The organism is Novosphingobium sp. 9U, assembly GCF_902506425.1.
Taxonomy (GTDB): domain Bacteria; phylum Pseudomonadota; class Alphaproteobacteria; order Sphingomonadales; family Sphingomonadaceae; genus Novosphingobium.
In genome coordinates this window covers 2,726,474-2,750,395 of the sequence record NZ_LR732469.1, presented here as the reverse complement: position 1 = coordinate 2,750,395, position 23,922 = coordinate 2,726,474, and the positions used below count along the sequence as shown (strand labels likewise).

General features: G+C 67.3%; 23 protein-coding genes. 12 read left to right on the top strand and 11 right to left on the bottom strand.

The window, feature by feature from the left end:
• The first annotated feature begins 103 nt into the window (after nucleotides 1–103).
• Both GV044_RS12810 and GV044_RS12805 read left to right on the top strand, forming a co-directional pair.
• Nucleotides 104–454, top strand: a complete 351-nt coding sequence (locus tag GV044_RS12810) for a hypothetical protein (RefSeq protein ID WP_159870364.1) — start codon at nucleotides 104–106, stop codon at nucleotides 452–454.
• 58 nt (nucleotides 455–512) lie between these two features.
• Complete coding sequence (locus GV044_RS12805; RefSeq protein WP_159870361.1) at nucleotides 513–812, top strand: hypothetical protein; 300 nt, start codon at nucleotides 513–515, stop codon at nucleotides 810–812.
• Between the two features lie 2 nt (nucleotides 813–814).
• On the opposite strand, the gene GV044_RS12800 is transcribed toward GV044_RS12805, so the two are convergent.
• The 3 genes from GV044_RS12800 to GV044_RS12790 form a co-directional block, all read right to left on the bottom strand.
• Complete coding sequence (locus GV044_RS12800) at nucleotides 815–1,696, bottom strand: MBL fold metallo-hydrolase (protein WP_159870358.1); 882 nt, start codon at nucleotides 1,694–1,696, stop codon at nucleotides 815–817.
• Between the two features lie 80 nt (nucleotides 1,697–1,776).
• A complete protein-coding gene (locus tag GV044_RS12795) occupies nucleotides 1,777–2,244 on the bottom strand; it encodes a DUF1465 family protein (protein WP_159870355.1) in 468 nt (155 codons plus the stop codon).
• Nucleotides 2,245–2,418: 174 nt separating this feature from the next.
• Nucleotides 2,419–2,616 carry a YdcH family protein gene (locus GV044_RS12790; RefSeq protein ID WP_159870352.1) on the bottom strand — a complete coding sequence of 66 codons (198 nt, stop codon included), beginning with the start codon at nucleotides 2,614–2,616 and terminating at the stop codon, nucleotides 2,419–2,421.
• Between the two features lie 198 nt (nucleotides 2,617–2,814).
• Between GV044_RS12790 and GV044_RS12785 the strand changes: the two genes are divergently transcribed.
• From GV044_RS12785 to tilS, 6 genes are all read left to right on the top strand, one after another.
• The gene (locus tag GV044_RS12785; RefSeq protein WP_159870349.1) at nucleotides 2,815–2,970 is read left to right on the top strand and encodes a YdcH family protein; all 156 of its coding nucleotides are present in this window, start codon (nucleotides 2,815–2,817) and stop codon (nucleotides 2,968–2,970) included.
• A gap of 272 nt (nucleotides 2,971–3,242) precedes the next feature.
• On the top strand, nucleotides 3,243–5,519 hold the full coding sequence (gene ptsP, locus GV044_RS12780; protein WP_159870346.1) for a phosphoenolpyruvate--protein phosphotransferase: 2,277 nt from the start codon (nucleotides 3,243–3,245) through the stop codon (nucleotides 5,517–5,519).
• Nucleotides 5,520–5,630: 111 nt separating this feature from the next.
• The gene (locus GV044_RS12775) at nucleotides 5,631–5,966 is read left to right on the top strand and encodes a hypothetical protein (RefSeq protein WP_159870343.1); all 336 of its coding nucleotides are present in this window, start codon (nucleotides 5,631–5,633) and stop codon (nucleotides 5,964–5,966) included.
• A 366-nt stretch (nucleotides 5,967–6,332) separates the two neighbouring features.
• Nucleotides 6,333–7,304 carry a helix-turn-helix domain-containing protein gene (locus GV044_RS12770; RefSeq protein ID WP_159870340.1) on the top strand — a complete coding sequence of 324 codons (972 nt, stop codon included), beginning with the start codon at nucleotides 6,333–6,335 and terminating at the stop codon, nucleotides 7,302–7,304.
• Nucleotides 7,305–7,457: 153 nt separating this feature from the next.
• Nucleotides 7,458–8,429, top strand: a complete 972-nt coding sequence (locus GV044_RS12765; RefSeq protein WP_159870337.1) for a hypothetical protein — start codon at nucleotides 7,458–7,460, stop codon at nucleotides 8,427–8,429.
• A gap of 10 nt (nucleotides 8,430–8,439) precedes the next feature.
• A complete protein-coding gene (gene tilS, locus GV044_RS12760; protein WP_236554908.1) occupies nucleotides 8,440–9,408 on the top strand; it encodes a tRNA lysidine(34) synthetase TilS in 969 nt (322 codons plus the stop codon).
• 10 nt (nucleotides 9,409–9,418) lie between these two features.
• Here tilS and GV044_RS12755 read toward each other — a convergent pair whose 3' ends face one another.
• From GV044_RS12755 to zwf, 8 genes are all read right to left on the bottom strand, one after another.
• A complete protein-coding gene (locus GV044_RS12755; protein WP_159870311.1) occupies nucleotides 9,419–9,709 on the bottom strand; it encodes a hypothetical protein in 291 nt (96 codons plus the stop codon).
• Nucleotides 9,710–9,899: 190 nt separating this feature from the next.
• The gene (locus GV044_RS12750) at nucleotides 9,900–10,583 is read right to left on the bottom strand and encodes a L,D-transpeptidase family protein (RefSeq protein ID WP_236554907.1); all 684 of its coding nucleotides are present in this window, start codon (nucleotides 10,581–10,583) and stop codon (nucleotides 9,900–9,902) included.
• A gap of 76 nt (nucleotides 10,584–10,659) precedes the next feature.
• Complete coding sequence (locus tag GV044_RS12745; protein WP_159870308.1) at nucleotides 10,660–11,292, bottom strand: glutathione S-transferase family protein; 633 nt, start codon at nucleotides 11,290–11,292, stop codon at nucleotides 10,660–10,662.
• 64 nt (nucleotides 11,293–11,356) lie between these two features.
• Nucleotides 11,357–14,134: a phosphoenolpyruvate carboxylase gene (locus GV044_RS12740; RefSeq protein WP_159870305.1), complete on the bottom strand. Its 2,778-nt coding sequence runs from the start codon at nucleotides 14,132–14,134 to the stop codon at nucleotides 11,357–11,359.
• Nucleotides 14,134–14,781, bottom strand: coding sequence for a bifunctional 4-hydroxy-2-oxoglutarate aldolase/2-dehydro-3-deoxy-phosphogluconate aldolase (eda, locus tag GV044_RS12735; RefSeq protein WP_256377259.1), 648 nt, complete (start codon nucleotides 14,779–14,781; stop codon nucleotides 14,134–14,136). Before eda ends, GV044_RS12740 begins: the two co-directional genes overlap by 1 nt.
• On the bottom strand, nucleotides 14,778–15,749 hold the full coding sequence (glk, locus tag GV044_RS12730; protein WP_159870302.1) for a glucokinase: 972 nt from the start codon (nucleotides 15,747–15,749) through the stop codon (nucleotides 14,778–14,780). The genes eda and glk overlap by 4 nt, the downstream gene beginning before the upstream one ends.
• A gap of 43 nt (nucleotides 15,750–15,792) precedes the next feature.
• Complete coding sequence (edd, locus tag GV044_RS12725) at nucleotides 15,793–17,619, bottom strand: phosphogluconate dehydratase (RefSeq protein WP_159870299.1); 1,827 nt, start codon at nucleotides 17,617–17,619, stop codon at nucleotides 15,793–15,795.
• Between the two features lie 79 nt (nucleotides 17,620–17,698).
• Nucleotides 17,699–19,141, bottom strand: coding sequence for a glucose-6-phosphate dehydrogenase (gene zwf, locus GV044_RS12720; RefSeq protein ID WP_159870296.1), 1,443 nt, complete (start codon nucleotides 19,139–19,141; stop codon nucleotides 17,699–17,701).
• A 192-nt stretch (nucleotides 19,142–19,333) separates the two neighbouring features.
• On the opposite strand from zwf, the gene GV044_RS12715 reads away from it, so the two are divergent.
• The 4 genes from GV044_RS12715 to pstA all read left to right on the top strand — a co-directional run bounded on the left by GV044_RS12715 (nucleotide 19,334) and on the right by pstA (nucleotide 23,919).
• The gene (locus tag GV044_RS12715; protein WP_159870293.1) at nucleotides 19,334–20,320 is read left to right on the top strand and encodes a cell wall metabolism sensor histidine kinase WalK; all 987 of its coding nucleotides are present in this window, start codon (nucleotides 19,334–19,336) and stop codon (nucleotides 20,318–20,320) included.
• A 326-nt stretch (nucleotides 20,321–20,646) separates the two neighbouring features.
• A complete protein-coding gene (locus GV044_RS12710; RefSeq protein WP_201299094.1) occupies nucleotides 20,647–21,675 on the top strand; it encodes a substrate-binding domain-containing protein in 1,029 nt (342 codons plus the stop codon).
• Nucleotides 21,672–23,042, top strand: a complete 1,371-nt coding sequence (gene pstC / locus GV044_RS12705; RefSeq protein WP_159870287.1) for a phosphate ABC transporter permease subunit PstC — start codon at nucleotides 21,672–21,674, stop codon at nucleotides 23,040–23,042. Before GV044_RS12710 ends, pstC begins: the two co-directional genes overlap by 4 nt.
• Nucleotides 23,035–23,919 (top strand): phosphate ABC transporter permease PstA, encoded by an 885-nt coding sequence (gene pstA, locus GV044_RS12700; protein ID WP_159870284.1) that lies wholly within the window; start codon nucleotides 23,035–23,037, stop codon nucleotides 23,917–23,919. The genes pstC and pstA overlap by 8 nt, the downstream gene beginning before the upstream one ends.
• Nucleotides 23,920–23,922 lie beyond the last annotated feature (3 nt).

Below are 23,922 nucleotides of genomic sequence, written 5' to 3'. Positions count from 1 at the left end.
ACGATCGGGATGTGCAATCGGTGCCGCCCGGCGCGGCTGCCCGGAGGGGAGGAGGCACGCGCTGGGTTCAAACGCGCGCGAAGACGCACTAAGTTGACGTGCGATGACGTCCCGCCGCGCCCTTGTCCTGTTCCGCCTGTGGGCCGCGCTTCTGCTCTTCACTATCAGCTTGCAGGCGGTGGAACCGGTCGTTGCACCGCTGCAGCGGGTCACCGGTTCTGCCTTCAGCGCGGCGACGGCGGACGTCGCGCTCGCGTCCAGCCGGCGCAGCGAAGCCGCCAAGCCGCCCGCGCTGCCGAACACCGCTCTGCCCGAGCCGCTATCACCGCAGCCACTTGCGCCCACGGTCGCGCGGCTTGCGACGCCAGCGCACGTGCTGCAACCCGCGCGCGGACCGCCGCCACGCAAGCGTCCTGAACGCCTGCCCGACCTGCGCGGCCCGCCGCTCGCCTGACTTTGCTTTCCGCCGGCGCCCACGCGCCGAGTGCAGCCAAGTTCAGGACGAGAACACCATGTCATCCATCGATGCCGGCGCCGATCGCGCCGAAGAGCGCGCGCGTGTCGCCGCGCTGCTAGCCAGCTATCCCGAAATGCCCTCCGGCGACCTCGAACAGGTTCATGCCTGGTTCCGCCGCGGCGCCAGCGCGCTCGATCTGGGGCTGCTGGCGAGCGACCCTGTGATCGCGCCGCAGTACCGCGCCTATCGTGCCGACCACTACGACCGCATTAGCGGCGGTGATTATGCCCGAGCCGCAGTCTTCATCGCCCTGGCTGTCGCCGCGCTGGCTGCGATCGCCGTACTCATGCCCTAAGGTCAGGCTGGAGGAGCCACCAGCGTCCACCGATCGCCCGCCTCAGCCACGAGGTCGCGGCGGGCCAGGTCGATCAGGTGTGCGTGCACCGAGCGGCCGGCCGCCGGCCAAAGCCGCTCGTCCACGCCCTTGTACATCATCGGCACCATTTCGCCGATGCGCGTGCGGCCTTCACCGATCTGCTTCAGGATCTGCTTCTCGCGGCTGCGGCGATGGCCGATCATGCCGCGCACCAGCTGGCGCGGCTTGTCGACCGCCGGGCCGTGCGCCGGAAAGTAGATACGATCCTCGCGCCCGTGCAGCTTCGCGAGGCTGGCCATGTAGGCGGTCATGTCGCCATCGGGCGGGGAGACGACGCTGGTCGACCAGCCCATCACGTGGTCGCCGGTGAACAGGACGCCGCTCTCCGGCAGCGCGAAGCAGACGTGGTTCGAGGTGTGCCCCGGCGTCTCCACGGCGACGAGCGTCCAACCCTGGCCGCTCACGCTCTCGCCGTCGGCGAGTACGCGGTCGGGGCGGTAATCGGCGTCGAAGGCCGCGTCGGAGCGCGGGCCATCATCGTCGAGCGTCAGCGCGGCACAGCCGATCACCGGCGCACCGGTCATAGCGGCGAGCGGGGCCGCTGCGGGCGAGTGATCGCGATGGGTGTGAGTGCAGCAGATCGCCACGACCCTGGCATCGCCGATCGCCGCCATAAGGGCGTCGAGGTGCTCCGGTTCGTCCGGACCAGGGTCGATCACCGCGACCTCATTGCCGGCCCCGACGATGTAGCTTTGCGTCCCCGTGTACGTGAATGGCGACGGATTGCGCGCTAGCACGCGGCGGACGAGCGGATCGACTCGCTCGGCATGGGCGTAAGGGCGAAGATCGGTGGCGGCGTCCATGGCCCCGATATGGGCGCTGCGGGTGAGGCTGTCGAGCGGCCGGCGCTTCGATCGCAAGAGCGCGGGGCTTGGGGGTGCCGCTAACCCGCCAGTCGGCGCTCCAGCCGTTCGCGCAAGCGCACGATCGCGCCGGGCGTTGGCTCATCGATCTGGCGCCAGCTGCGATCCAGCCGCAGCAGCCGATCGTAGAAGCGCAGCGTGGCGTTCACCAGGTCCTGCACCGGCGTCGTGAGCAAGGCGAACTGCTCGGGCTCCGACTCGCGCATGTCGGGCGAGAGCCGGCCGTGGCGCCGCAGCTGGAATTCGGAGAGCTCGCCCATGAAGTAGGCGCGATGGTTCAGCAGCCACGCCACCGCGTGCATCATCCGGGTGGTCGTGCGCAGGCCCTCGCTCGACATCGCGACGCGTGCGAGGTCTTCCATTCCCGCGCGCCCGTCCTCGATCCGACTGCTAAGGGCGAACATGTGGCGCACCTCGTCGGAGAGCACCAGCGCTTCGCAATACAAGCCTTCGACGATCCTCGGATTTATGGTGATTGGTTGCCCCATGCACCGCTGATATGAACGAATGCTCGTGCGCCGCAACCGGGTGCCCGCAACTTTTCCGCGTCGGCTGGGGGTATGTCCAGAAAGGGTACGAAGCTGCGATTTTCTGCGAGTCGGATCGGCCCCTCAGCATCCATCCGGATTGACAGGGCCGTATTGACAGCGCCGTGGCAGCCTTCAGGCGATGATATCGGGGATCAGGTAGTCCTCGATGATGGCGATCTGGTCCTTCAGCCGCAGCTTGCGTTTTTTAAGCCGGGCGATCTGCAACTGATCGTTCGATCCGGCAGCGCCGAGCGCATCAATCGCAGCATCAAGATCGCGGTGCTCGATACGCAGGATTTCCAGACGCTTGCGCATCTCCTCTTCGGTCACGCGGGTGCTTCCCCAAGGTCGAGACAACCAAAAAGGCGCCGGTCCGGCTCGACGCATCCGGACGGCGGCTCACCGATATGGGCCATCAACGCCCTTCGCAAGCCCGCCCTATTATGGTTCGATGACAATTGTGCCGCATCCGCATGATGCCGAGTCGGCAGACACGGATCCGGTGCTCTTGATAAAGGAGGATCATTCATGGAGACTTCGCACGTCAGCGCCCTGCAGACCAAGCATGCTGGGATCGACCGTCAGATCCAGCAGGAAATGAGCCGCCCGATGCCCGACGCCGTGGCAATCCAGGCGCTTAAGAAGCGCAAGCTGCGCATCAAGGAAGAGATCGCCCGGCACTGATCTGGGCTTCTTCCGCCTCACAGAATTACATCGCCGGCCGGTTCGCGCGCGGGATCTTTGATCTCGTGATCGGATAACCGCGCGCGACCGGCGCAAGGGTGCATGCCAGAGCGGTCCAACCGCGCGGCATGACTCCGACACAGCCTGAGCTTGTCGGGAGCCATTAGCCAACCTCCCGATCTATGCAAGCCGCAAGCGGCAAACGATTTAGTCGCGCGCAGCCAAGCACCCCTGCGTTTTCAAACCGAAAGCTTTCCGGTACGCGATGAATCATGAGCATCGGAGCCGTCGAAGCCGCCCGGAACATCCTTACGCGCCTGCACGAGGTGATGGCGTCGCGCAGCAATGCGCAGGCCAAGCTGAACAACGTGGTCGAGGTGATCGGCGAGTGCCTCGATAGCGAAGTCTGCTCGATCTACCTCCTCCGCGAAGGCATGCTGGAGTTGTTCGCCACCCGCGGTCTGGCGCAGGAAGCCGTCCACGTCACCCGCATGGCGGTGGGCGAGGGGCTGGTCGGCACCATCGCGGACGACATCGAACCGCTCAACCTTGCCGAGGCGACCGCGCATCCGGACTTCATGTACCGGCCCGAAACCGGGGAGGACAAGTTCCACTCCTTTGCCGGCGTGCCGATCGTGCGACGTGAGCGCGCAGTGGGCGTGCTCTCGGTCCAGCATGTCGAGCCGCGTCGCTACGAGGACGTCGAGGTGGAGGCGCTTCAGACCGTCGCCATGGTGCTGGCAGAACTCATCACCAACGCCGACCTGATTGACGAGGTCGATTATTCGGCCGGCGGCAGTGGTCAGACAGGTCCCGAGACATTGCGCGGGTTGACGTTGGTCAAGGGCCTGGCCAGCGGCGTCGCCGTCTACCACCAGCCGCGCATAACGATCGAGCACGTCGTTGCCGACGACACCGAAGCCGAGCGCCAGCGCGTGATCCTGGCCTTCGACAAGATGCGCGAACAGGTCGAGCGCATGGCCAGCCAGGCCGAGTTCGGCGTCGGCGGCGAGCATGAGGAGGTCCTCGCGACCTACAAAATGTTCGCCTACGACGAAGGCTGGACCCGCCGCATCAACGAAGCGATCGACTCAGGTCTAACCGCCGAGGCCGCGATCGAGCGCGTGCAGCAGCGCACCCGCATGCGTATGCGCCAAATCGACGATCCGCTGCTCGCCGATCGCATGCACGACCTGGAGGACCTGTCGAACCGCCTGCTCCGGATCGTCTCGGGCCAGCTCGGCACTGCCGCCACCATGGGCCTGCGCAGCGACGCCATCCTGATCGCGCGCAACCTGGGCCCGGCCGAACTGCTGGAGTATGACCGCCGCCGCCTGAAGGGCGTGATCCTGGAGGAAGGCTCGCTGACCAGCCATGTCGTCATCGTCGCGCGGGCGATGGGCGTTCCGGTGCTCGGCCGTGTCCGGGGCCTGCGTGGCAAAGTGCGCGAGGGCGATCCGCTGCTGCTCGATGCCGACCAGGCGACGGTGACCGTGCGCGCCTCGACCGGTATGGTCGATGCGTTCGACACGCGACTGGGACGCAGTCGCGAGCGCCAGGCCGCCTACGCCGCATTGCGCGACGTGGTGCCCGTCAGCGCCGATGGCCAGCGGATCACGGTGATGATCAACGCCGGCCTCCGCGACGATGTCGCCAACCTCGGTCTCACGGGCGCGGACGGCATCGGCCTGTTTCGCACCGAGTTCCAGTTCCTGGTTTCCGCCACGCTTCCCTCGCGCGAGCGGCAGACGCGCCTCTATCGCGAGGTCATGGAAGCCGCGGGGCCGCGGCCGGTCATGTTCCGCACCGTCGATATCGGCGGCGACAAGACGCTTCCCTACTTGCGCCATGACGACGGCGAGGCGGAGGAGAATCCGGCGATGGGCTGGCGCGCGCTGCGCGTGGCGCTGGAACGCGAGGGGCTGCTCAAGGTCCAGGCGCGCGCTCTGCTGGAAGCCGCCGCTGGGCGCACGCTCAACGTCATGTTCCCGATGGTCAGCGAGCCGTGGGAGTTCGATGCGGCGCGCGCCGTCTTCGACAGTCAGGTCGAGTTCCTGCGCAGCCGCAAGAAGCGCGTTCCCGAAGCGATCCGCTATGGCGTTATGCTGGAAGTGCCCGCGCTGGCCGAACAGCTCGACGTGCTCGCGCCCAAGATCCAGTTCCTTTCGATCGGCACCAACGATCTCACGCAGTTCCTCTTCGCAGCCGACCGCGCGAACCCGAAGCTGGCCGAGCGGTACGATTGGCTGAGCCCCGCCATCCTGCGCTTCATCCGCCGCATCGTGCGTGACCTCGACGGGCAATCGGTGGACATCACCGTGTGCGGCGAGATGGGCGGACGACAGCTGGAGGCGCTGGCGCTGATCGGCATTGGCATCGAGCGCCTGTCGATCACCCCGGCCTCGGTCGGCCCGCTCAAGGCCATGATCGGCCAATGCGACGTCTCGGCCATCCGCGCCGCAATGGACGGCTGGCTCGCCGCGCCGCCCGAAAACCTGCGCCAGGTCCTGATCGATTGGGCGACGGAGCGGGGGATTGCTTTGGATTAGAAGTTACGTTGCGCGATGCCTGATTTCGCCCACTAGCGGACCTAAACCGATGTGCTACCCTGACGGTGGAAGGTAACGCTTGTGGCCGTAGTAGTAGTAATCTTATCTGCCATGTTCGCGCTGATATTGGCGGGATTGTCTATCCGCGCGAATGCTCGATTTCGGCAGGAGCAGAGACTGCCCATGCAATGGATGATGATGCGGTCGGCGCCACTATCCAAAATAGTTACCCGGTCTGCCCCCCGCGTCTTCGCACTCGCTTTCATTCCGAGCATTGCCATCTGTGTGCTGGTGCTTGTCTCGGTTGGCGCGATGACACTAACGCCGAAAGCCGGCGAGGAAGGCATGCTGCTGCCGTCCGCCCTCATGCTCGGCGGTGTGTTTGTCGCGGCTCAGATTTTTTACCTCTGGCTGGTCGAGAGGACGCTCAGCGGCAACGGCAGCTAACCACCCATACCAGTCGTTACCCTGAACTTGTTTCAGGGTCCATTTCGCGGGCATTTCAGCGCTTAGATCGGCGAAGCGCATGATCGGCTTACGCCAGTCACGTCAGGGACCAGGCATAATGAATCCTGAAACGAGTCCAGGATGACCGTGTTGAGTGACAGAGCTTCCCACTCTCTGCCATCGTACGGCCCGCCTGCACCGAGACAATCTGCACCAACCGGACCCTCGGCCGCTCCGATCATCTCCCGTTCACCTTCATCGATCAAAAAGCGCGGCATCATGCACTAGACCCGGTTGACTTCGCCGTCCGGACCGCGTTGTCTCGCCGTGGAGCGCCCCAATCACCCACTTCCCTTTGCGAGCGGAATGGCAGACCACATCGATACGCCGAGCACCCCGTCGCCGCCCACCAGCGTCGGTGACCAATTGCGTGCCGCCCGCGAGGCGCAGGGGCTCAGCCTCGGCGACATCGCGGCGCAGACGCGTGTGGCCGAACGCCAACTCATCCTGATCGAGGAGAGCCGCTTCGCTGAACTTGCCGCGCCGACGTATGCGGTGGGCTTTTCGCGCTCCTATGCCCGCGCGGTCGGGCTGGACGAGCGCGAGATCGCCTCGCGGGTGCGTCGGCAGATCGATGCGCAGCCTGTAACGCGGGGCCCCACGCTGCCCAGCTTCGAGCCGGGCGACCCGGCACGCGTGCCGCCATCTCGCATCGCCTGGCTGGCGGGTCTGCTGGCGGTCGTCGTAGTTGGCGCGCTGCTGGTGTTCTGGAACGATTTCCTCTCCCCCGAAGGCCAGCTGCCCGAACTGAGGGCCGATGCGACACAGGCAGCGCCGTCGCCGACGCGTGCCGCACAAGCGGCGCCTCCCCAAGGCGCGCCCGGTGGTCCGGTGGTCCTGACCGCCACTGCCCCGAGGGTGTGGATCAAGGTGACCGACCCGGCCGGCAACCAGCTGTTCCAGAAGGAAATGGCGCAGGGCGAAAGCTACACCGTGCCGGCCGAGGCACAGGCGCCCCAGCTGCGCACTGCGCGTCCGGACCAGTTGCAGATCACCGTAGGCGGGCGCCAGCTTGCGCGGTTGGGCGACAAGCCCGAAGTGATCAGCGGCATTGTCCTGACACCTGCTGCCCTGCTGCAGCGCGTCGGTTCGCCCTCCGGCAGGCCAGCTACGGGCGCTGCGCCCTCGACCCCGCCATCGTTGGCGCCGGGCGCACCGCAGGCGAACGGCAGGCGCAGCGACGTGCCGCCGGTGCCGAAGATGGATGACCTGCTGAACGGCATCGAGGCCCCGGCCGGCCGGGCTCAGGACAATCCGGTATCCACCACGCAGCTCTGAGGGCCGCTCGACAGGCGCAACCTCTTGAGGCAAATCATCTGATGGGGGTGGCCCAAGGCAGCACGCAGTGCAAAGCCGCGGCCGCCGTGTGCCGCCTTTGCGGGCGGGTTGTGCGATCGTTCGGGGCGATCGGGTAAGGGAGACTTTTCGGCCATGGTACCTTCGCCTTTGCGGTCCGCGCGCTTGCGGTACGTCACCGGAGCCGCACTCGCGCTCGTCATGGCCGGTGGCGTCGTTCCGGCGCTAGCGCAGAGCAACAACACCGAGCTGCGCCTGAACAAGGTGGAGAGCGAAGTGCGCGCGCTCCAGCGCAAGGTCTTCCCGGGCAGTGGCGACAAGTACTTCACGCCCGAGATCTCCGCGCCGACACCCACGCCCAGCGCCAACCCGCTTCCCTCGACCAGCGCGCTGTCCGACGTGCTGACGCGCATGGACTCGCTGGAGGCGCAAGTGGCGCGGCTGACCGGCCAGGTCGAGCAGAACAGCAACCGCATCACCCAGCTCGAAGCGCGCATGGCCGCGCTGCCGGCGGGCACGCAGCCGCTTGCCACCAACGATGCCGGCGTGCCGGTGCCCGCCGCGCAGGCCAACCTGGGTGCGATGACCGGCGGCGCCTCGAACCCGCGTCCGACGCCGACGCCCGCGCCCTCGCAACTCGCCGCTGCCAAGCCCGCAACGCCGCCGACCTCGGCACGGGTCCAGGCCGTCAGCGCGATCGCCAAGCCGAGCACCGGCGATGCCGCGGAGGACGAGTACAGCTACGGCTATCGTCTATGGGAAGCCAAGTTCTACCCCGAGGCGCAGCAGCAGCTGAAGCTCTACCTGGAGAAGTACCCCAAGAGCCCGCGCGCCAGCTGGGGCCGCAACCTGCTTGGCCGCTCGTTCCTGGACGATGGCAACCCGCTCGAAGCCGCCAAGTGGTTCGTGCAGAACTACCAGGCCGACAAGCGCGGCGAACGGGCACCTGACAGCCTGCTCTATCTGGCGGTATCGATGAAGCAGCTGCAGGACACCAAGCGCGCCTGCATCGCGCTGTCGGAATTCGGCACGACTTATGCTGCCGAAGCCGCCGGCCGGTTGAAGAGCGTCTACGATACCACGCGCAATGGTCTCAAGTGCAGCTGATCGCCTGAGCGTGCCGACGGACTTGTCGGCGCGCTTCGAGGCGGCTCTGCGCGCGGTCTGGCCTGAGCTCGATGACGTGTCGGCTCCGCGTCTGGGGCTGGCAGTCTCAGGCGGTCCGGACAGCACGGCGCTGCTCCTGCTAGCGGCCTCGGTGCTGCCGGGGCGGATCGAAGCGGCGACCGTCGACCATGGCCTGAGAGCCGAGAATGCGCAGGAGGCCGCTGACGTGGCCGCCTTGTGCGCTCGCCTCGAGGTGCCGCACGCGACGCTGCCGGTCACCGTCGAGGCGGGCAACGTGCAGGGCGCGGCCCGCCAAGCGCGTTATGCCGCGCTGGGTACCTGGGCGCAGGAGCTCGGCCTTATCGCCGTCGCCACCGCGCACCACGCCGACGACCAGGCCGAGACGCTGATCATGCGCCTCAACCGCGCGAGCGGCGTGGCAGGCTTAGCTGGGGTGAGACCACGCGGACGGCTGCTCGACATGCCGATCGGGCTGGTGCGCCCACTGCTCGGCTGGCGCCGCGTGGAACTTGCGAGCGTGGTCACTGAGGCCGGCGTCACCTCCGCCGACGACCCCAGCAACGCCGACGATCGCTTCGACCGCGCCCGACTGCGCAAGGCGATGGCCGGCGCCGACTGGCTCGACGTCGCGGCCGTAGCGCAAAGCGCCGCGCATCTCGCCGACGCCGATGCCGCGCTCAGCTGGTCCGCCGAGTTGGAGTACAATGCTCGCGTCAAGCGCGACCCGTTCGGCCTGACCTACCGCCCGATGGCCCCGCGCGCGATTGCCCTGCGCGTGGTGGCTCGCATCGTCGAGGAATTGGACACGCCGGCAAGAGGCAGCGCCGTGGCCCGCCTGTTCGACGCGCTGGTGGTGGGGGAGCCAGCCTCTATCGGCGCCTTGGTCGTCCGCCCAAACGCCGGCGGCTGGAGCTTCGCCAAGGCGCCGATGCGCAAAGCGGTGCCGAAGAGGGGTTAGGCGGAAGGCGTCAATCTTTGCAGGGTTCGGGCGGATACGTCGGTTCCACGCCAGAAATGTAGCGCGCGTAGCGGACTTGGTCTGCCTTCGGCAAACGCTTCAATCTAGCGATGCTGCTCTCTGAACTACGAAGGGCGGCATCAGCCTGATACTGCGCCTTGGCTCGAAGTGCCGCGACCATCCGACCGATATCGAAGTTCGTACTGTAGGCCGCATCAGCTACCTCCTGGCGAGTGGCCTGGTTTATAGCCATGGACGGGTCGACAGTTGTGCGGGTGTGACGCGCGTCGTCGACGAGCATGGAGACCGCCTTTTCCGACAAGCACTGCATGCGCAGACGCTTTGCAAGGCTTTCGAGTTCACGCTCGAGAGCCGCACCCCGGCTCGCAGGAGCCGGAGGTGTAGGCGGCATGCGGTATTGAGGCGCAGCGGCGGCAAGTGCCAGTATCAAAATTATCGCGTCACTTCGAGGGGCCAGGCGCAGGCAAGGCTCAAGACGAGACCAGCGAATCCCCCATGCCCACCGTCTTGCCCCGCGTGATGAACACCCGGTCTCCCACCTTGCTCGCCGCGAAGACCTTCGCCGCGAAGGCTTCGGGCATGCCGACGCAGCCGTGGCTGGCGTAGCCCCATTCGACCTTGGAGCCGTGCAGGGTGATGCCGTCGTTGGTGAGGCGCATCATGTAGGGCATCGGTGCGTCATAGAGGTTGGAAATGTGGCTGCGGTCCTTCTCGGTGATCGGGAAGACGCCGAGCGGAGTGGGCTTGTCCTCGGTCCCGAGCAGCACCGCGGCGGCGCCGATCTCGTAGCCGCTGCGGAAGATCGACAGCACGCGGGCGTCGAGGTCGACGGTGATGACGATGGGGCCGGCCGGCACACCGCTTTCGTCCCAATGCCACTCGCCGTACTTGATCGCGCCCCTGATCGGCAGGATGCGCTTGATCACGAAGGTCTGGTCGACGGCTTGCGAGGGAGCGGGTGAGGGCTTGGCAGCAGCCGCAGCGTCGGCGAGCCTGGCGGGCGGCCCGGCCGCGGGACTGGCCGAGGCACTCGCGGTTGCAAGCGGCCGGCCGATCGGCGCGGAGGAGCGCAGGCCGCTTGTCGCCAGCCACAGCACGCCGGTAATGGCAAACAGGCCCGTCACGGCGAGGGCGATGAGGATACGTCCGTTCACGAGCCTTCTATCCACTCGAATCGGTGAAGAAGTGCTGAAGTCTTATCACGTCAATTCGAGATGGCGGCGCGCGATCTCAAGCCAGGTTCGGCGTGACGCCAGGCTCGGCCTTCGCCATGGCCCGCTGGTACGCCGGCCGCTCGCCGATGCGCTGCAGGTAGGCTTGCAAGTTCGGCAGCCCGTCGATCGGGGTTTGCCGCATGGCGCGCCCGGTGGTCAGGGCATAGCCCATCATGATGTCGGCCGTCGTCAATTCCGACCCTCCGAAGAATGGCGCTTCGCCCAGTCGCGCCTCGATCATCTCCCAGCCGCGACGGTCGCGGTCATCGGCGAAGGCGACCTTGCCGCTGCCGCCGGTGATCGCGAGCACCAGCTGCATCATGCCCGTCGCCATGAAGGTGCCATTGGCCCAATGGAACCAGAACAAGTGGTCGGCGAAGTCGGGGTGATCGGGTGCGGGGGCCAGCTTGCCGTTGCCATGGCGCGCGACGATGTAGTCGCAGATCGCCCCGCTCTCGCCCAGCACCAGGTCGCCGTCGGTGATGACCGGCGCGATGCCCATCGGGTGCAGGGCCTTGTATTCGTCAGGCGCCAGGCGGTTGTCGGCGCGCCGCTGGTAGAGCTTCAGCGCATAGTCGAGCTCCAGCTCCTCGCAGAGCCAGACAATGCGTTCGGACTGCGATTGCTGCAGATGGTGGACGGTCAGCATGCGTTTCTCCGTTGCACAATTATCTTCGTCACCCCCGCCTTCGCGGGAATGACGAGTAAGGAGCTCAGCCGTGGGCGCCGAACTCATTGGCGATGGCAGTGCCGATCCTCAGCGACAGTGCGTAGGAGCGGGCAATCGGCTCGATGAAGTCACGGTGGATTTGGGCGTAGCCGGTGGCGCTTTCGTCCGGGTATTCGCTGGGCTCGTCGACCGTGAAGTTCTCGATCGAGGCGAGGCGCACGGGAAAGGCGCGGCGCAACTGAGCGAGGCCATCCTCGACGCGCAGGGTGAAGAACATCTCCAGCACGTCCTCGTGGCTGATGTCGTTCGCGCGGCTGAACTGCGGGACCATGACCGTGCGCAGGAACATGTGCTGGAACAGCGCCAGGCGCAGCGCCTGCAGCGCGCCGATGTTGCGCCGGGTGGTCTCGCGTTCCGGTCGGGGGGCATCGTCGGGGATCATCGCCACCAGGCGGTAGAGCTTCACCGCATCCACGCGCAGCCGCGAAGCGAGGCGGCGATAGACACCGGCGCGGTCATCCTTGGTGAGGTACTCGGCGATACGTAAGCAACCATCGGCGATATGCTGCTCGTCGCCGCGGTAAGGCCGCGTCGACCAATAGGCGGAGTTGAACAGCTCGCCGAACGCGGCCACCGTCTTGATTGAGGCAAGCGCATTGGCCGCGCGCACCAGCCGGATCAGCGCCCGGCCGCGCTCGCTGTCACGCAGCAAGGCGGCGATCTCTTCGCCGTTGCCCTCCGCCGCGCTGCCGACGCCGGCGATCACATTCACTGGGTAGCCGAGCTGCTGGAGGATCGCGTTGTGCGGGATCGCGCGGATCTGCCGCAAGCTCATGGTGCGGTCGGCGGCGAGGTCGGACTGGCGGCGCGCCTTGCGGCTGCCCGTATCGTTCAGCAGGCCGAGTCCGAAGGCGGTGATCGCGCGGCTGTAGGTGCGGCTCTCTAGGTGCGCGTGCTGGGTGTCGCGGATGGCGCGGTAGAAGTCGAGGCTGAGGTCGGTGCGGCGGTAGAACGGGTCGGCCGGCTGGCTCACGTCGGCTTGCCACAAGGGCTGCTCGGTCAGGCGGGTGAGGGTGGCAAAGGCCAGCTCCTCAGAGCCGAACCACAAGTAGCCGTCGCCGCCCTGGAAGCTGACTTCGGGTTCAAGCCGGATGTTCGCGCGCAGGAACCGCCGGCGCGCCCAGGGCGACATCTGCCAGTGGAGCCGGTCCTCCATGCTGCTGGGATGACAGCCGCGGCCCATCGATTCGCCGCCGGTGTTGAACACCAGCGCCGAGACGTCGGTCAGCCCATTGGCGACCATCGCCTCGGCCAGGCGGCCCTGCAGTCGCTCGATGGCGAGAGCGGCGGGAATCTGGCCCACGAAGCGGCCGGCGTCGGAGAAGCCGGTCTGCACCGCCACCCGCCCGCGCTTGCGCGCATAGGCACGGTAAGCGGGTTCGGCGAGCACCGCGTCGAGGAAGCGGCCGCCATGCTCCAGCGCGGTCTCGGTCTCGAACAGGGGCGAGACGTCGACTTTGTCGGCCACCCCGAACATCTCAGCATAGTAGAGCGCCGCCAGAACCGTGGTCGGCTGCTCGCACTCGGCAACGAGCATGCGGATTGGCGAGTCCGCATCGATGTGGCCCAGGATCTGCGCCATCGCCAGGAACTGGCGGACCGCAGTGCTGTTCTCGATCGCCAGCGCCGCGAAGTTGGACTTGAGCGGTTTCACCTCGGCTAGCAGCTCGCGCATCCGCACCAGCGCGGCCTGGCTGGCCAGGTTCAGGGTGCCTTCGGGGTCGATGCGCTGGCGGATCGCGTTCTGCAGCTGGCTGCTGTTCACGCGAAAGTGGATCCAGCCCATGCCGAGGCCGTCCGCGCGCATGGCCGCGGCAACGACCAGCAGCTCGCGTGCGACATCGGTTTCGGCGTGCCGCGCCTCTTCCTCCAGCTCGGCGATGATCGGCGCGAGCGAGATCAGCTTGTCAGCGTGATCGGCGGTGAGCGCGTTCGCGGCTTCGGATAGGTCGTCCGGCTCGGACAAGTCGGCGGCGAAGCGCTCCGACATGGCCTCGGTATGCGTCCGAGCCCGCTCCAGCCGCTCGGCGAGCGAGGGCAGGGCCTGCTTCAGCGATGCGGCGTAACTCGCCAGGCGCAGCGCCTTTTCCTGCAGGCGATAGCGGATCGAGGTCGACCACGAGATGTCGGTTCGCCCGTCCATGTCGTAGCCGACCCAGGTGGCGAAGCGGAACGGCAGCGGCTGCAGGCTGCGCCACTTCTTGGGCCAGCGTTGGGCCGCGGTGGCGAAGAGGCGCGCGTTGATCCGATCGCGCGCGGCCTGGCCGCGGGTGAGCGCGGCCATCGCCTCCTCGTGCTCGTAGTCGAGGGTGATCGTGTCGCGGGTGGGCGCAGCGACGCAGACGCTGGCTTCGCTGAAATCACCGTTGGAAGCGCTGGTGCGCACCGCCTCCGACTGATCCCGGCTCAGCAGAAAGGTCGGGTGTGCGGTGAATACCACATGCGCGGCCGGGCGGGACCAGTGAGCGGCGAACGCAGTAAAATCATCCTCGCCCGCGAGCCGGTCGATCGCCGCATCGTTGGCGTCGAGCGCGATGGGGCCGGCAATGCGGTCGAGCCGCGCAGCGCGCACGCGCAGGCCTTCGCATTCGAGTTCCGAGACGAGCGCGTCGACCTGATCGAGGTTCAGCGCGCCACTTTCCAGCTGGCGAGACAGTTCGAGTGAGAGCTGGAAGACCGGGTTGAACTGCGGGTTTTCCGCAGTCTGCTTGTGCAGGTCGGCAAGGCGGGCGTCCAGATCGGCGACGGTGAGCGCGACCATCAGCGAGCGAGCCCCGCCGCGGCGCGAGCGCGACGCTCGATCTCCGCCTGTTCGGGCGCTCCTTTGGGCACCATCCAGCTGCCGCCGACGCACAGGACGCTGGGCAGTGCGAGCCACTCGGGCGCGGTTTCCTGCGTGATCCCGCCGGTGGGGCAGAAGCGGACCTGGGCGAAGGGGCCCGCGATCGCCTTGAGCGCCGAAGTGCCGCCCGATGCAGCGGCGGGGAAGAACTTCAGTCGTGAGAGCCCAAACTCGAGCGCGAGCATGATGTCGCCGCTGTTGGCTGTGCCGGGCAGAAACGGCACGCCGCTTCTTACCGCAGCCTCGCCGAGCTTGGGCGTGAGCCCGGGCGAGACGATGAACTCCGCCCCGGCGTCCAGCGAGCGATGCAGGTCGTCGGGCGTCAGGACGGTGCCGGCGCCGACCACTGCGCCGGGCACTTGCTTCATCGCCTTGATCGCGTCGATCGCGCAGGGCGTGCGCAGGGTCACTTCCAGCGCCGGCAGTCCGCCCGCGACCAGCGCCTCGGCGATCGGCAGCGCGTGGTCGATGTCTTCGATCACCAGCACGGGGATGACGGGCGCGAGCGTCATGACGCGTTCGACTTGGCTGGCGACCGGGCTGGCAGTGGCGGTGTTGTCGGTCAAGACAGGTGCTCCCTGGCGAAGGCGGCAGCGGCGCCGAACAGGCCCGGCTGGGGGTGGGTGATGAGCTTGACGGGCAGGCTCGCCATCAGGTGCGCGAAGCGGCCCTTGGCGGCGAACCGCTCGGCAAAGGCGGAGGCGACCAGCGTGTCGCGGATGCGATAGCCAAGCCCACCGGCCACCACGACGCCGACCGCGCCATGGGCGAGCGCGTAATCGCCCGCGGCGCTCCCCAGCGCCATGCAGAAGCGGTCGACCGCGGCGGCGGCGAGGCTGTCCGATCCATCGGTGCCGGCAGTCCAAAGCTCGACATCGCTGTGTTCGGTGACGGCGCGACGCTCCATTGCGGCCAGCGCGCGGTAGATGTCGACGATGGCAGGGCCGGAGACGACGCGCTCGACGGACACGCGCGGGTGCTGTTGGCGCAAGTGCGCTAGGATCGCGTCCTCGATCGTGTCCTTGGGCGCAAAGTCGATGTGGCCGCCCTCGGTTGCCTGGACCATATAGCGGTCGCTCTCGCGCAGCAGGATGGCGACGCCCAGACCTGTCCCCGGCCCGACCACAGTGAGGGCGCCGGTCTGCGGCAGCGGCGCGACCGGCCCGGCGAGGTGCTCCAGATGAGCCTCGTCTGCGCGGGCGACGGCGTGGGCGACGGCGGCGAAGTCGTTGACGATGGTGAAGCGGTCGACGTGCAGCTTCTCGGGCACCAGCGCAGGGCGGATGATCCAGGGGTTGTTGGTGAAGCGGATCACCTCGCCGCCGACCGGCCCGGCGATCGACATCGCGATCGCGCGGGGCAGGGTGCCGCCGTGCTGGTCGCGGAACGCCTCCCACGCGGTTTGGAAGCTGGCATAGTCCTTGGTGTGCAGCGTGTCGGGCTCGCCCAGCGTGATCGCGCCGTTCGGAGCGACCGAGGCAATGGCGAAGCGGGCATGGGTGCCGCCGATGTCAACGGAGACGATGTCAGTCATTTGGCTCTCCGAAGCACGCTCCACACGGACGGATGTTTGATCGTCAAAGCCCCGCAAACTCCAGCATGGCCGAAGCCCCTTGCTCGGCGCCGCTGGCACCGGCGCGGAACATGGCGAAGAGTTCGCGGCCCATGCCGATCTCGGGCGGTGGCGGCGGCGCAGGTTCGCGGTCGGTGAAGTCGGCGGTTGTGCTCAGCGTGCCGCTATGGCCGCAGAGCCGCACCATGTCGCCGTCGCGCAAGTAGGCGAGGGCACCCCAGACGCCGTCCTTGGCCAGAGCCTCGGGGGTCACGTGGATGGCGGCAGGCACTTTGCCGCTCGCGCCCGACATGCGCCCGTCGGTGACCAGCGCCACCTTGTAGCCGCGGTCCTGCAGCACGCCAAGCGGCGGCGTCAGCTTGTGCAGCTCGGGCATGCCGTTAGCGCGCGGGCCTTGGTAGCGGACCACCACCACCACATCGCGGTCTAGCTCGCCGGCGGCGAAGGCATGCGCCACCGCCTCCTGTGTGTCGAACACGCGGCAGGGCGCTTCGATCGTCCAACGCGCGGCATCGACGGCGCTGGTCTTGAAGGTCGCGCGGCCCAGGTTGCCCTGGACGAGGCGCATGCCGCCGTCGGGCAGGAACGGGTTGGCGACCGGGCGCAGCATGGTCTCGTCACGGCTCTCGGCTGGTATATCGCGCCAGACCAGCGCCTCGTCCTCAAGCTGCGGCTCGCGGGCGTAATCGGCCATGCCACCCTCAGCGATGGTCAGCACGTCGGCATGGGCGAGGCCAGCGCCGAGCAGTTCGCGGATGACATAGGCCATGCCGCCGGCTGCCTGGAAGTGGTTCACGTCGCCCGAGCCGTTGGGATAGACCCGGGCGATCAGCGGCACCGCGGCCGAGAGCTCGTCTAGGTCCTCCCAGTCGAGCAGGATGCCCGCCGCGCGCGCCATTGCCGGCAAGTGGATCGCGTGGTTGGTCGAGCCGCCGGTCGCCAGCAGCCCGACGCAGGCGTTGACGATCGCCTTCTCGTCGACAACGCGCGCCAGGGGGCGGAAATTGTTGCTCTTGCGGTCGATCGCGGCGAGGCGGTGGACGGCCGCACGCGTCAGCGCCTGGCGCAGCGGTGTGCCGGGGTTGATGAAAGCGGCGCCCGGCACGTGCAGACCCATCATCTCCATCATCATTTGGTTGGAGTTCGCAGTGCCGAAGAAAGTGCAGGTGCCCGGCGAGTGGTAGCTGCCGCTTTCGCTTGCGAGCAGCTCGGGCCGGCCGACCTTGCCCTCGGCGTAGAGCTGGCGGGTCTTCTGCTTTTCCTTGTTGCTGATGCCGCTGGGCATCGGGCCGGCCGGCACGAACACCGCCGGCAAGTGCCCGAAGCGCAAGGCGCCGATGACCAGACCAGGCACGATCTTGTCGCATATGCCGAGCAAGGCCATGCCGTCGAACATCGCATGGCTGAGCGCCACCGCCGTGCCGAGCGCGATGGCGTCGCGGCTGAACAGCGACAGCTCCATGCCCGCGAACCCTTGCGTCACCCCGTCGCACATCGCCGGCACGCCGCCCGCGACTTGCGCGGTGGCGCCGACTTCGCGCGCGAACAGCTTCATCTGTTCGGGATAGCGGCCATAGGGCTGATGCGCCGAAAGCATGTCGTTGTAGGCCGTGACGATGCCGATGTTCGGCCCGCGCTGCGTCATGATGCTCGCCTTGTCCTCGCCCGCGGCGGCGAAGCCATGCGCCAGGTTCGAGCAGGACAGGAACCCGCGATCGGAAAACTGCTCGCCTTCGCGCGTGACGAGATCAAGGTAGCGGGCGCGGCTTGCCCGCGATCGAGCCACGATGCGCTCGGTCACACGGGCGACGGCGGGGGATAGATCAGTCATGGTTCTCGCTCGTGTTCCGAGTTCTCGAAAAATGTGCTCGGCCCAGCGGCATCCTCAACCCTGCGCCCCTTAGCGCGCATCACTCGTGCCACGTGACCCCGTTGCGCTCGGCGAGCGCGATCGCGGCCGAGGGGCCCCAGCTTCCGGCGGTATAAGTCCTGGGCTCCTGTCCCTGTTCCCCCCACAAGCTGCGGATCTTGTCGATCCAGTCCCACTGAGCCTCCACTTCGTCGCGCCGGACGAACAGCGTCTGGTCGCCTTCGATGAGGTCGAGCAGCAGGCGTTCGTAGGCGATCCGCCGCTGCGGGCCGGAGAAGGCGCCGGCCATGGCGATGTCGAGCGGCACAGGGCGCAGCCGCAGCCCGTCGCGGTCGAGGCCCGGGACCTTGGCCATCAAAGTGAGCTGGATATCCTCGCTGGGCTGGATGCCGATGACAAGGCGGTTGGCCACCGTCTTCGCGCCGCGGCCCGAGAAGATCGAGTGCGGGATCGGCTTGAACTGGACGATGATCTCGGTGGTGCGGCGCGGCAGGCGCTTGCCCGTCCGAAGGTAGAAGGGCACGCCCTTCCAGCGCCAGTTGTCGATGTGGGCCTTGGCCGCAACGAAGGTTTCGGTGGCGGAGTCCTTCCCCAGTTCCTCGTCGTAGCCGGGCACCGCCTTGCCGGCGATCGCGCCCGAGCGGTACTGGCCGGTGACCACGTCGTCTTGCGCCACTGGCCGCAGTGAGCGCAGGACCTTCACCTTCTCGTCGCGCACCTCGGTGGCTTCGTAGCGCACCGGCGGCTCCATCGCGACCAGCGCGAGGAGCTGCAGCATGTGGTTCTGCACCATGTCGCGCAGTGCGCCACTGTCGTCGTAGTAGGCGACGCGCGATTCCAGCCCGACCGTCTCGGCGACGGTGATCTGCACGTGGTCGATGTGCGCCGCATTCCACAGCGGTTCGAACAGCGCGTTGGCGAAGCGCAGCGCCAGCAAGTTCTGCACCGTCTCCTTGCCGAGGTAATGGTCGATGCGGAAAATTCGCTCCTCTGGAAAGGCGCTCGCCACCGCATCGTTGATCACGCGGCTGGAGGCGAGATCGGTGCCGAGCGGCTTCTCCAGGCCGATGCGCACATTCTCGCCGGCAAGGCCGCTGGCCTGAAGCCCGCGGATCGTGGGCTCGAACAGGCTGGGTGCGGTCGAAAGAAAGATCGCCAGGCCCTCAGCCGGTTCGCCGACCTTGGCCGCCAGTGCGTCGAAGCCGTCGGTCTTGGAGGCGTCGAGCGGCTGGTAGCTGAGGCGGTTGAGGAACGTCGCCATGCCGCCGCGCCGATCGGCGGGGAGGAACTGCTCCAGCGCCTCGCGCGCGAAATTGCGGAAGCCCTGGTCGTCGTACTCGTGGCGAGCGGTGCCGATGATGCGGATGCGCGGATCGAGCAGGCCCTCGGCATCCAACGCGCAGAGCGAGGGAAGCAGCATGCGCTTCGACAGATCGCCTGTGGCGCCGAACAGCAAAAGGCGGTCCGCGGTGAAACCGGTCATGCGGGGGAGATGCTCCTTGGTCGGTGCGGATGCAGCCACTCGCCGGGCCGCCCTAGAGTGTCCGGTTATAGGTGTGAGACAGCGTGAGACAAGCCCGGCGCGGATCGAGCCTGGGCCCAGCGGCACCAGCGAAACGCGGCCAGTCATTCCATTGTCTTGCACGCGTGCAACGCCGCGCTAATGGGTTCCCGCATGGCCGTCGAAGGCGTTCACCTGCTCGAGCATATCCAGACCCCGGCGATCGTCGTCGCACGGGGGCAGGTCTCGTTCGCCAACACTGCGGCGAAGACCTTGCTGGGCGCGCACATCGTCAACCAGGACGTGCGCATCGCCATCCGCGATCCGCGCGCGGTGGCAGTGATCCTGGGCGAGGGCGGCGGCAATGCCAAGATCGGCGGGCTCTCGGTCGGTGGCAGCGTCTGGGAGATCGACTGCAAGGTGGTCGGCCCGGCCGAACGGCTGGTGACGCTGTACGACCTGTCGGTCCAGGTCAGCACCGCGCGCGCGCACGCCGACTTCGTCGCCAACGCCAGCCACGAACTGCGCACGCCGCTGGCGACGGTGCTCGGATATGTCGAGACGCTGATGAACCCGAAGGCTGGCGGCGACGAGACGACGCGCGAGCGGTTCCTCAACACCATCCGGCATGAGGCGCTGCGCATGCAGGCGCTGGTGTCAGACCTCATGTCGCTGTCGCGGATCGAGGCGGTGAAGCATGAAGTGCCGGGCGAGCGGATCGACATGGTCGCGTTGGCCCGTGAGGTCGCGGGCGAGTTTCGCGCGGGTGGCAGCGTGGCGGTGAGCGCCAACTGCGAAGCGGCGGTGGTCTCGGGTGATCGCGGGCAACTGGCGCAAGTGGTGCGCAACCTGATCGACAATGCGCTGAAGTACGGGCGCAAGGAGAGCCCGGTCCGGGTCTCGCTGGAGGCGACGCCGACCGGTTGGCTGCTGGTCGCGGTGCACGACGATGGCGACGGCATCTCGCCCGAACACCTGCCGCGCCTGACCGAGCGCTTCTACCGCGCCGACACGAGCCGCAGCCGCGCGGCCGGCGGTACCGGGCTGGGACTGTCGATCGTCAAGCATATCGTCGAGCGGCATCGCGGACGCTTCGACATCGCCAGCCGGCCGGGGTCGGGCACGACGGCCTCGATGATGCTGCCGTTGCGGCAGGATTGACGTGGGTTCGCGGCCTGGGCTCCTAGCCACAGCGCCTCGTCACCCTGAACTCGTTTCAGGGTCCATCTTGCCGCAAGACCAGTGCACTGAGTCGCCGCAGCCCTTTTTGCGTAGTAGTGGGGCCGGCACTTGGCGCGAAAGTCATACGGCAACGTACGACTGCCAAATGGATGCTGAAACAAGTTCAGCATGACGGTGGAGGGCTGGCTTGGGTGACGCCTGAGAGGCCTGCACAAACCCCTGGTCACACCATCGTCACGAAAGTGTAATGTGCAAAGCATAGGAGCACGCCAGAGCGGTCGCTCAAGGGGTCAACGATGTTTCGCATGCTCAGAGTCGCCGCTTTCACCGCGGGCGCGCTGGCCCTCGCGGGTTGCGGCTCGGGCGGCGCTGCGGGCTCGCGCGATTACATCCGCGCCGTGGGTTCTTCGACCGTTTACCCCTTTGCGACCGCTGTCGCCGAGCAGTTCGCGCGCAGCGGCTTCAAGTCGCCCGTGATCGAATCGACCGGCACCGGCGCGGGCATGAAGCTGTTCTGCGCAGGGCTTGGCTACGCGCACCCCGACATCGAGAACGCCTCGCGCCGGATTAAGAAGTCTGAGTACGAGACTTGCGCCAAGAACGGCGTAAAGGACATCATCGAGGTCCAGGTCGGAATTGACGGCATCGCCTTTGGCGAGTCCGTCCGCGGGCCGGGCATGAAGCTGACCCCGCTGGATGTCTACAAGGCGATCGCCGCCAAGCCCTTCGGCAAGCCTAACGGGTACAGCTCGTGGCGGCAGGTCAATCCGGCGCTGCCCGACATGCCGATCCTGGTCTACGGCCCGCCCTCGACCTCGGGCACGCGCGATGCGCTGGCCGAGCTGATCCTTGAAGCTGGCTGCAAGACCGACCCGACGATGAAGGCGCTGAAGGACACCGACGAGAAGAAGTACAAGGCGATCTGCACCCAGGTGCGCGAGGACGGGGGCTATGTCGATGCGGGCGAGAACGACAACCTGATCGTCCAGAAGATCAGCCAGAACCCGCGCGCGATCGGCGTGTTCGGTTATTCCTTCATCGAGGAGAACCCCGACAGCCTGAAGGGCATCCCGATGTCCGGCATCGCGCCGACCTACCAGACGATCTCCGACTTTTCCTATCCCGGCGCCCGCCCGCTCTACATATACGCCAAGAAGGCGCACCTGCGTCCGATCAAGGGCATGGCGGCCTATATCGCCGAGTGGCCCAAGACCTGGGGACCCGACGGCATCCTCAAGAAGAAGGGCATGGTCATCGCGCCCGAAGACGTGCGCCGTAAGAGCGCCGAGATCGTCGCCAACATGACTCTTCTGAACCCGGCGGACCTCAAGTGACCGGCGCGGTGCTCCTTGCCGCGTTTGCGCTGGGCCTGATCGGCTGGTTCACGGCGCGGGCGCGGGCCCGGCTGCTGTACACGGGCCGCGAGTCCATGCACTCGATGCCGGTCTACCATGGCTGGCACGTAGCGTTGTGGATCGTGCTGCCGGCGCTGCTGGTCTGGGGCCTGTGGTCGGCGATCTCGCCACACTTCGTCGACGGCGTGGTGTTGGGCTCGCCCGCCGCTGCACATATCCCGAGCGACCCGGTGCAGCGCGCCGCCATTCTCTCCGAGGCACGCGGCATCGCCGCCGACCCCGCGTTCATCGGCTTCTACGACCAGTCGCCGACGATTGCCGCGCCGATGCGCGCGGCGCAGGCTCGCTTCGGGCTGATCGGCACGGTGCTGATGGTGCTCGCCGCACTGGCGGGCGGCGGCTACGCTTGGACCCGCGTGCGCGGCGGCTTCCCGGCAAGGACGCGCGTCGAGCGCGTGGTCATGCTGGCGCTGCTCGCCGCCTCGCTGTTGGCGATCCTGACGACGCTGGGCATCGTTGGCTCGCTGGTGTTCGAGGCTGGACTGTTCTTCCGCGACGTCTCGCCGATCGCCTTCCTGACCGGCCTGCACTGGGCGCCCGCCAACGCGGTGGGCGACGATCTTAACGCCAACTTCGGCGCGGTGCCGCTGTTCTGGGGCACGATCTTCATCGGCGCGATCATCGCCATGATCGTCGCCATTCCGCTCGGCCTGATGAGCGCGGTCTACCTGACGCAATACGCCGACGCGCGCGCCCGCAAGGTGCTCAAACCCGTGCTCGAGATCCTCGCGGGCATCCCCACGGTGGTCTACGGCTACTTCGCCGCCCTGACCGTGGCGCCGTTCATCCGCGACTTGGCAGCCTCGCTCGGCGCGCAGAACCCCTCGACCGAAAGCGCGCTCGCCGCAGGGCTCGTCATGGGCGTGATGATCATTCCCTTCGTCTCCTCCATGGCCGACGACGCGATCGCCGCCGTGCCGCGCGCCATGGCCGATGGCTCCTTGGCGATGGGCGCGACCAAGTCCGAGACGATCAAGAAAGTGCTGCTCCCCGCCGCGCTGCCCGGCATCGTCGCGGGCGTGATGCTGGCGGTCAGCCGCGCGATCGGCGAGACCATGATCGTGGTCATGGCCGCAGGTGCCGCGGCGCGGCTGTCGCTCAACCCGCTCGAGTCCATGACGACGGTGACCTACCAGATCGTCCAGCTCCTTACGGGCGACCAGGAATTCAACAGCCCCAAGACGCTTTCCGCGTTCGCACTCGGGCTGGTGCTATTCGTCGTCACGCTGATCCTCAACATCATCGCCCTGCGGGTGGTGAAGCGCTTCCGGGAGGCTTATGAGTAACACCTGGAAGAACCCCGACATGGCGCGCCGTATCGCGCGCCGCAACGCCGCCGAACGCCGGTTCAAGGCGCTGGGCCTGGGCGCCATCGTCCTCTCTCTGCTGTTCCTGGCGGTGCTGCTGTTCATTATGCTCAAGAATGGGCTGGGCGGCCTCGACTGGGCGTTCCTGTCCGGCTCGGACGCGACCGACGCTGCCTCGGCCGGCGTATGGGGCGCGGCCAAGGGCTCGTTCCTGACTATGGTGGTGACGCTCGTCCTCTCGTTCCCGATGGGCGTGCTGGCGGCGATCTACCTGGAGGAGTTCGCGCCGCGCAATCGCTGGGTCGACTGGGTCGAAGTCTCGATCAACAACCTGGCCGCGGTGCCCTCGATCATCTTCGGCCTGCTCGGCCTGGCGGTGTTCATCAACACGCTGGGCATGCCGCGCTCCTCGCCATTGGTGGGCGGGCTGACGCTGGCGCTGATGACGATGCCGGTGATCGTCATCTCCGGCCGCAATGCGATCAAGGCGGTGCCGCCGTCGATCCGCACCGCGGCGATGGGCGTGGGCGCGTCACCGGTGCAGGTGGTGTTCCACCATGTCCTGCCTCTGGCGCTGCCGGGCATCCTCACCGGCACGATTATCGGCATGGCGCGTGCGCTGGGCGAGACCGCGCCGCTGCTGATGATCGGCATGCGCGCCTTCGTCGCCACGCCGGCCAGCGGAATCAACGATCCCTCCAGCGTGCTGCCGATGCAGATCTTCCTGTGGTCCGACGAGATCGACAAGGGCTTCGTCCAGAACACCAGCGCGGCGATCATCGTGCTGCTGGTGTTCCTGCTCGCCATGAATGGCCTCGCCATTTACCTCCGCAACAAGTTCGAAGTCCGCTGGTAGGAT

Excerpts from the sequence above, each read along its gene's own strand:
- ptsP (WP_159870346.1), top strand. The coding sequence starts at position 3,243 with ATGAGCATCGGAGCCGTCGAAGCCGCCCGGAACATCCTTACGCGCCTG.
- GV044_RS12775 (WP_159870343.1), top strand. The coding sequence starts at position 5,631 with ATGTTCGCGCTGATATTGGCGGGATTGTCTATCCGCGCGAATGCTCGA.
- GV044_RS12765 (WP_159870337.1), top strand. The coding sequence starts at position 7,458 with ATGGTACCTTCGCCTTTGCGGTCCGCGCGCTTGCGGTACGTCACCGGA.
- GV044_RS12795 (WP_159870355.1), bottom strand. The coding sequence starts at position 2,244 with ATGGGGCAACCAATCACCATAAATCCGAGGATCGTCGAAGGCTTGTAT.
- GV044_RS12770 (WP_159870340.1), top strand. The coding sequence starts at position 6,333 with ATGGCAGACCACATCGATACGCCGAGCACCCCGTCGCCGCCCACCAGC.
- pstA (WP_159870284.1), top strand. The coding sequence starts at position 23,035 with ATGAGTAACACCTGGAAGAACCCCGACATGGCGCGCCGTATCGCGCGC.
- GV044_RS12800 (WP_159870358.1), bottom strand. The coding sequence starts at position 1,696 with ATGGACGCCGCCACCGATCTTCGCCCTTACGCCCATGCCGAGCGAGTC.
- GV044_RS12805 (WP_159870361.1), top strand. The coding sequence starts at position 513 with ATGTCATCCATCGATGCCGGCGCCGATCGCGCCGAAGAGCGCGCGCGT.
- GV044_RS12785 (WP_159870349.1), top strand. The coding sequence starts at position 2,815 with ATGGAGACTTCGCACGTCAGCGCCCTGCAGACCAAGCATGCTGGGATC.
- GV044_RS12710 (WP_201299094.1), top strand. The coding sequence starts at position 20,647 with ATGCTCAGAGTCGCCGCTTTCACCGCGGGCGCGCTGGCCCTCGCGGGT.
- GV044_RS12745 (WP_159870308.1), bottom strand. The coding sequence starts at position 11,292 with ATGCTGACCGTCCACCATCTGCAGCAATCGCAGTCCGAACGCATTGTC.
- zwf (WP_159870296.1), bottom strand. The coding sequence starts at position 19,141 with ATGACCGGTTTCACCGCGGACCGCCTTTTGCTGTTCGGCGCCACAGGC.
- GV044_RS12715 (WP_159870293.1), top strand. The coding sequence starts at position 19,334 with ATGGCCGTCGAAGGCGTTCACCTGCTCGAGCATATCCAGACCCCGGCG.
- GV044_RS12740 (WP_159870305.1), bottom strand. The coding sequence starts at position 14,134 with ATGGTCGCGCTCACCGTCGCCGATCTGGACGCCCGCCTTGCCGACCTG.
- glk (WP_159870302.1), bottom strand. The coding sequence starts at position 15,749 with ATGACTGACATCGTCTCCGTTGACATCGGCGGCACCCATGCCCGCTTC.
- GV044_RS12755 (WP_159870311.1), bottom strand. The coding sequence starts at position 9,709 with ATGCTCGTCGACGACGCGCGTCACACCCGCACAACTGTCGACCCGTCC.
- GV044_RS12810 (WP_159870364.1), top strand. The coding sequence starts at position 104 with ATGACGTCCCGCCGCGCCCTTGTCCTGTTCCGCCTGTGGGCCGCGCTT.
- edd (WP_159870299.1), bottom strand. The coding sequence starts at position 17,619 with ATGACTGATCTATCCCCCGCCGTCGCCCGTGTGACCGAGCGCATCGTG.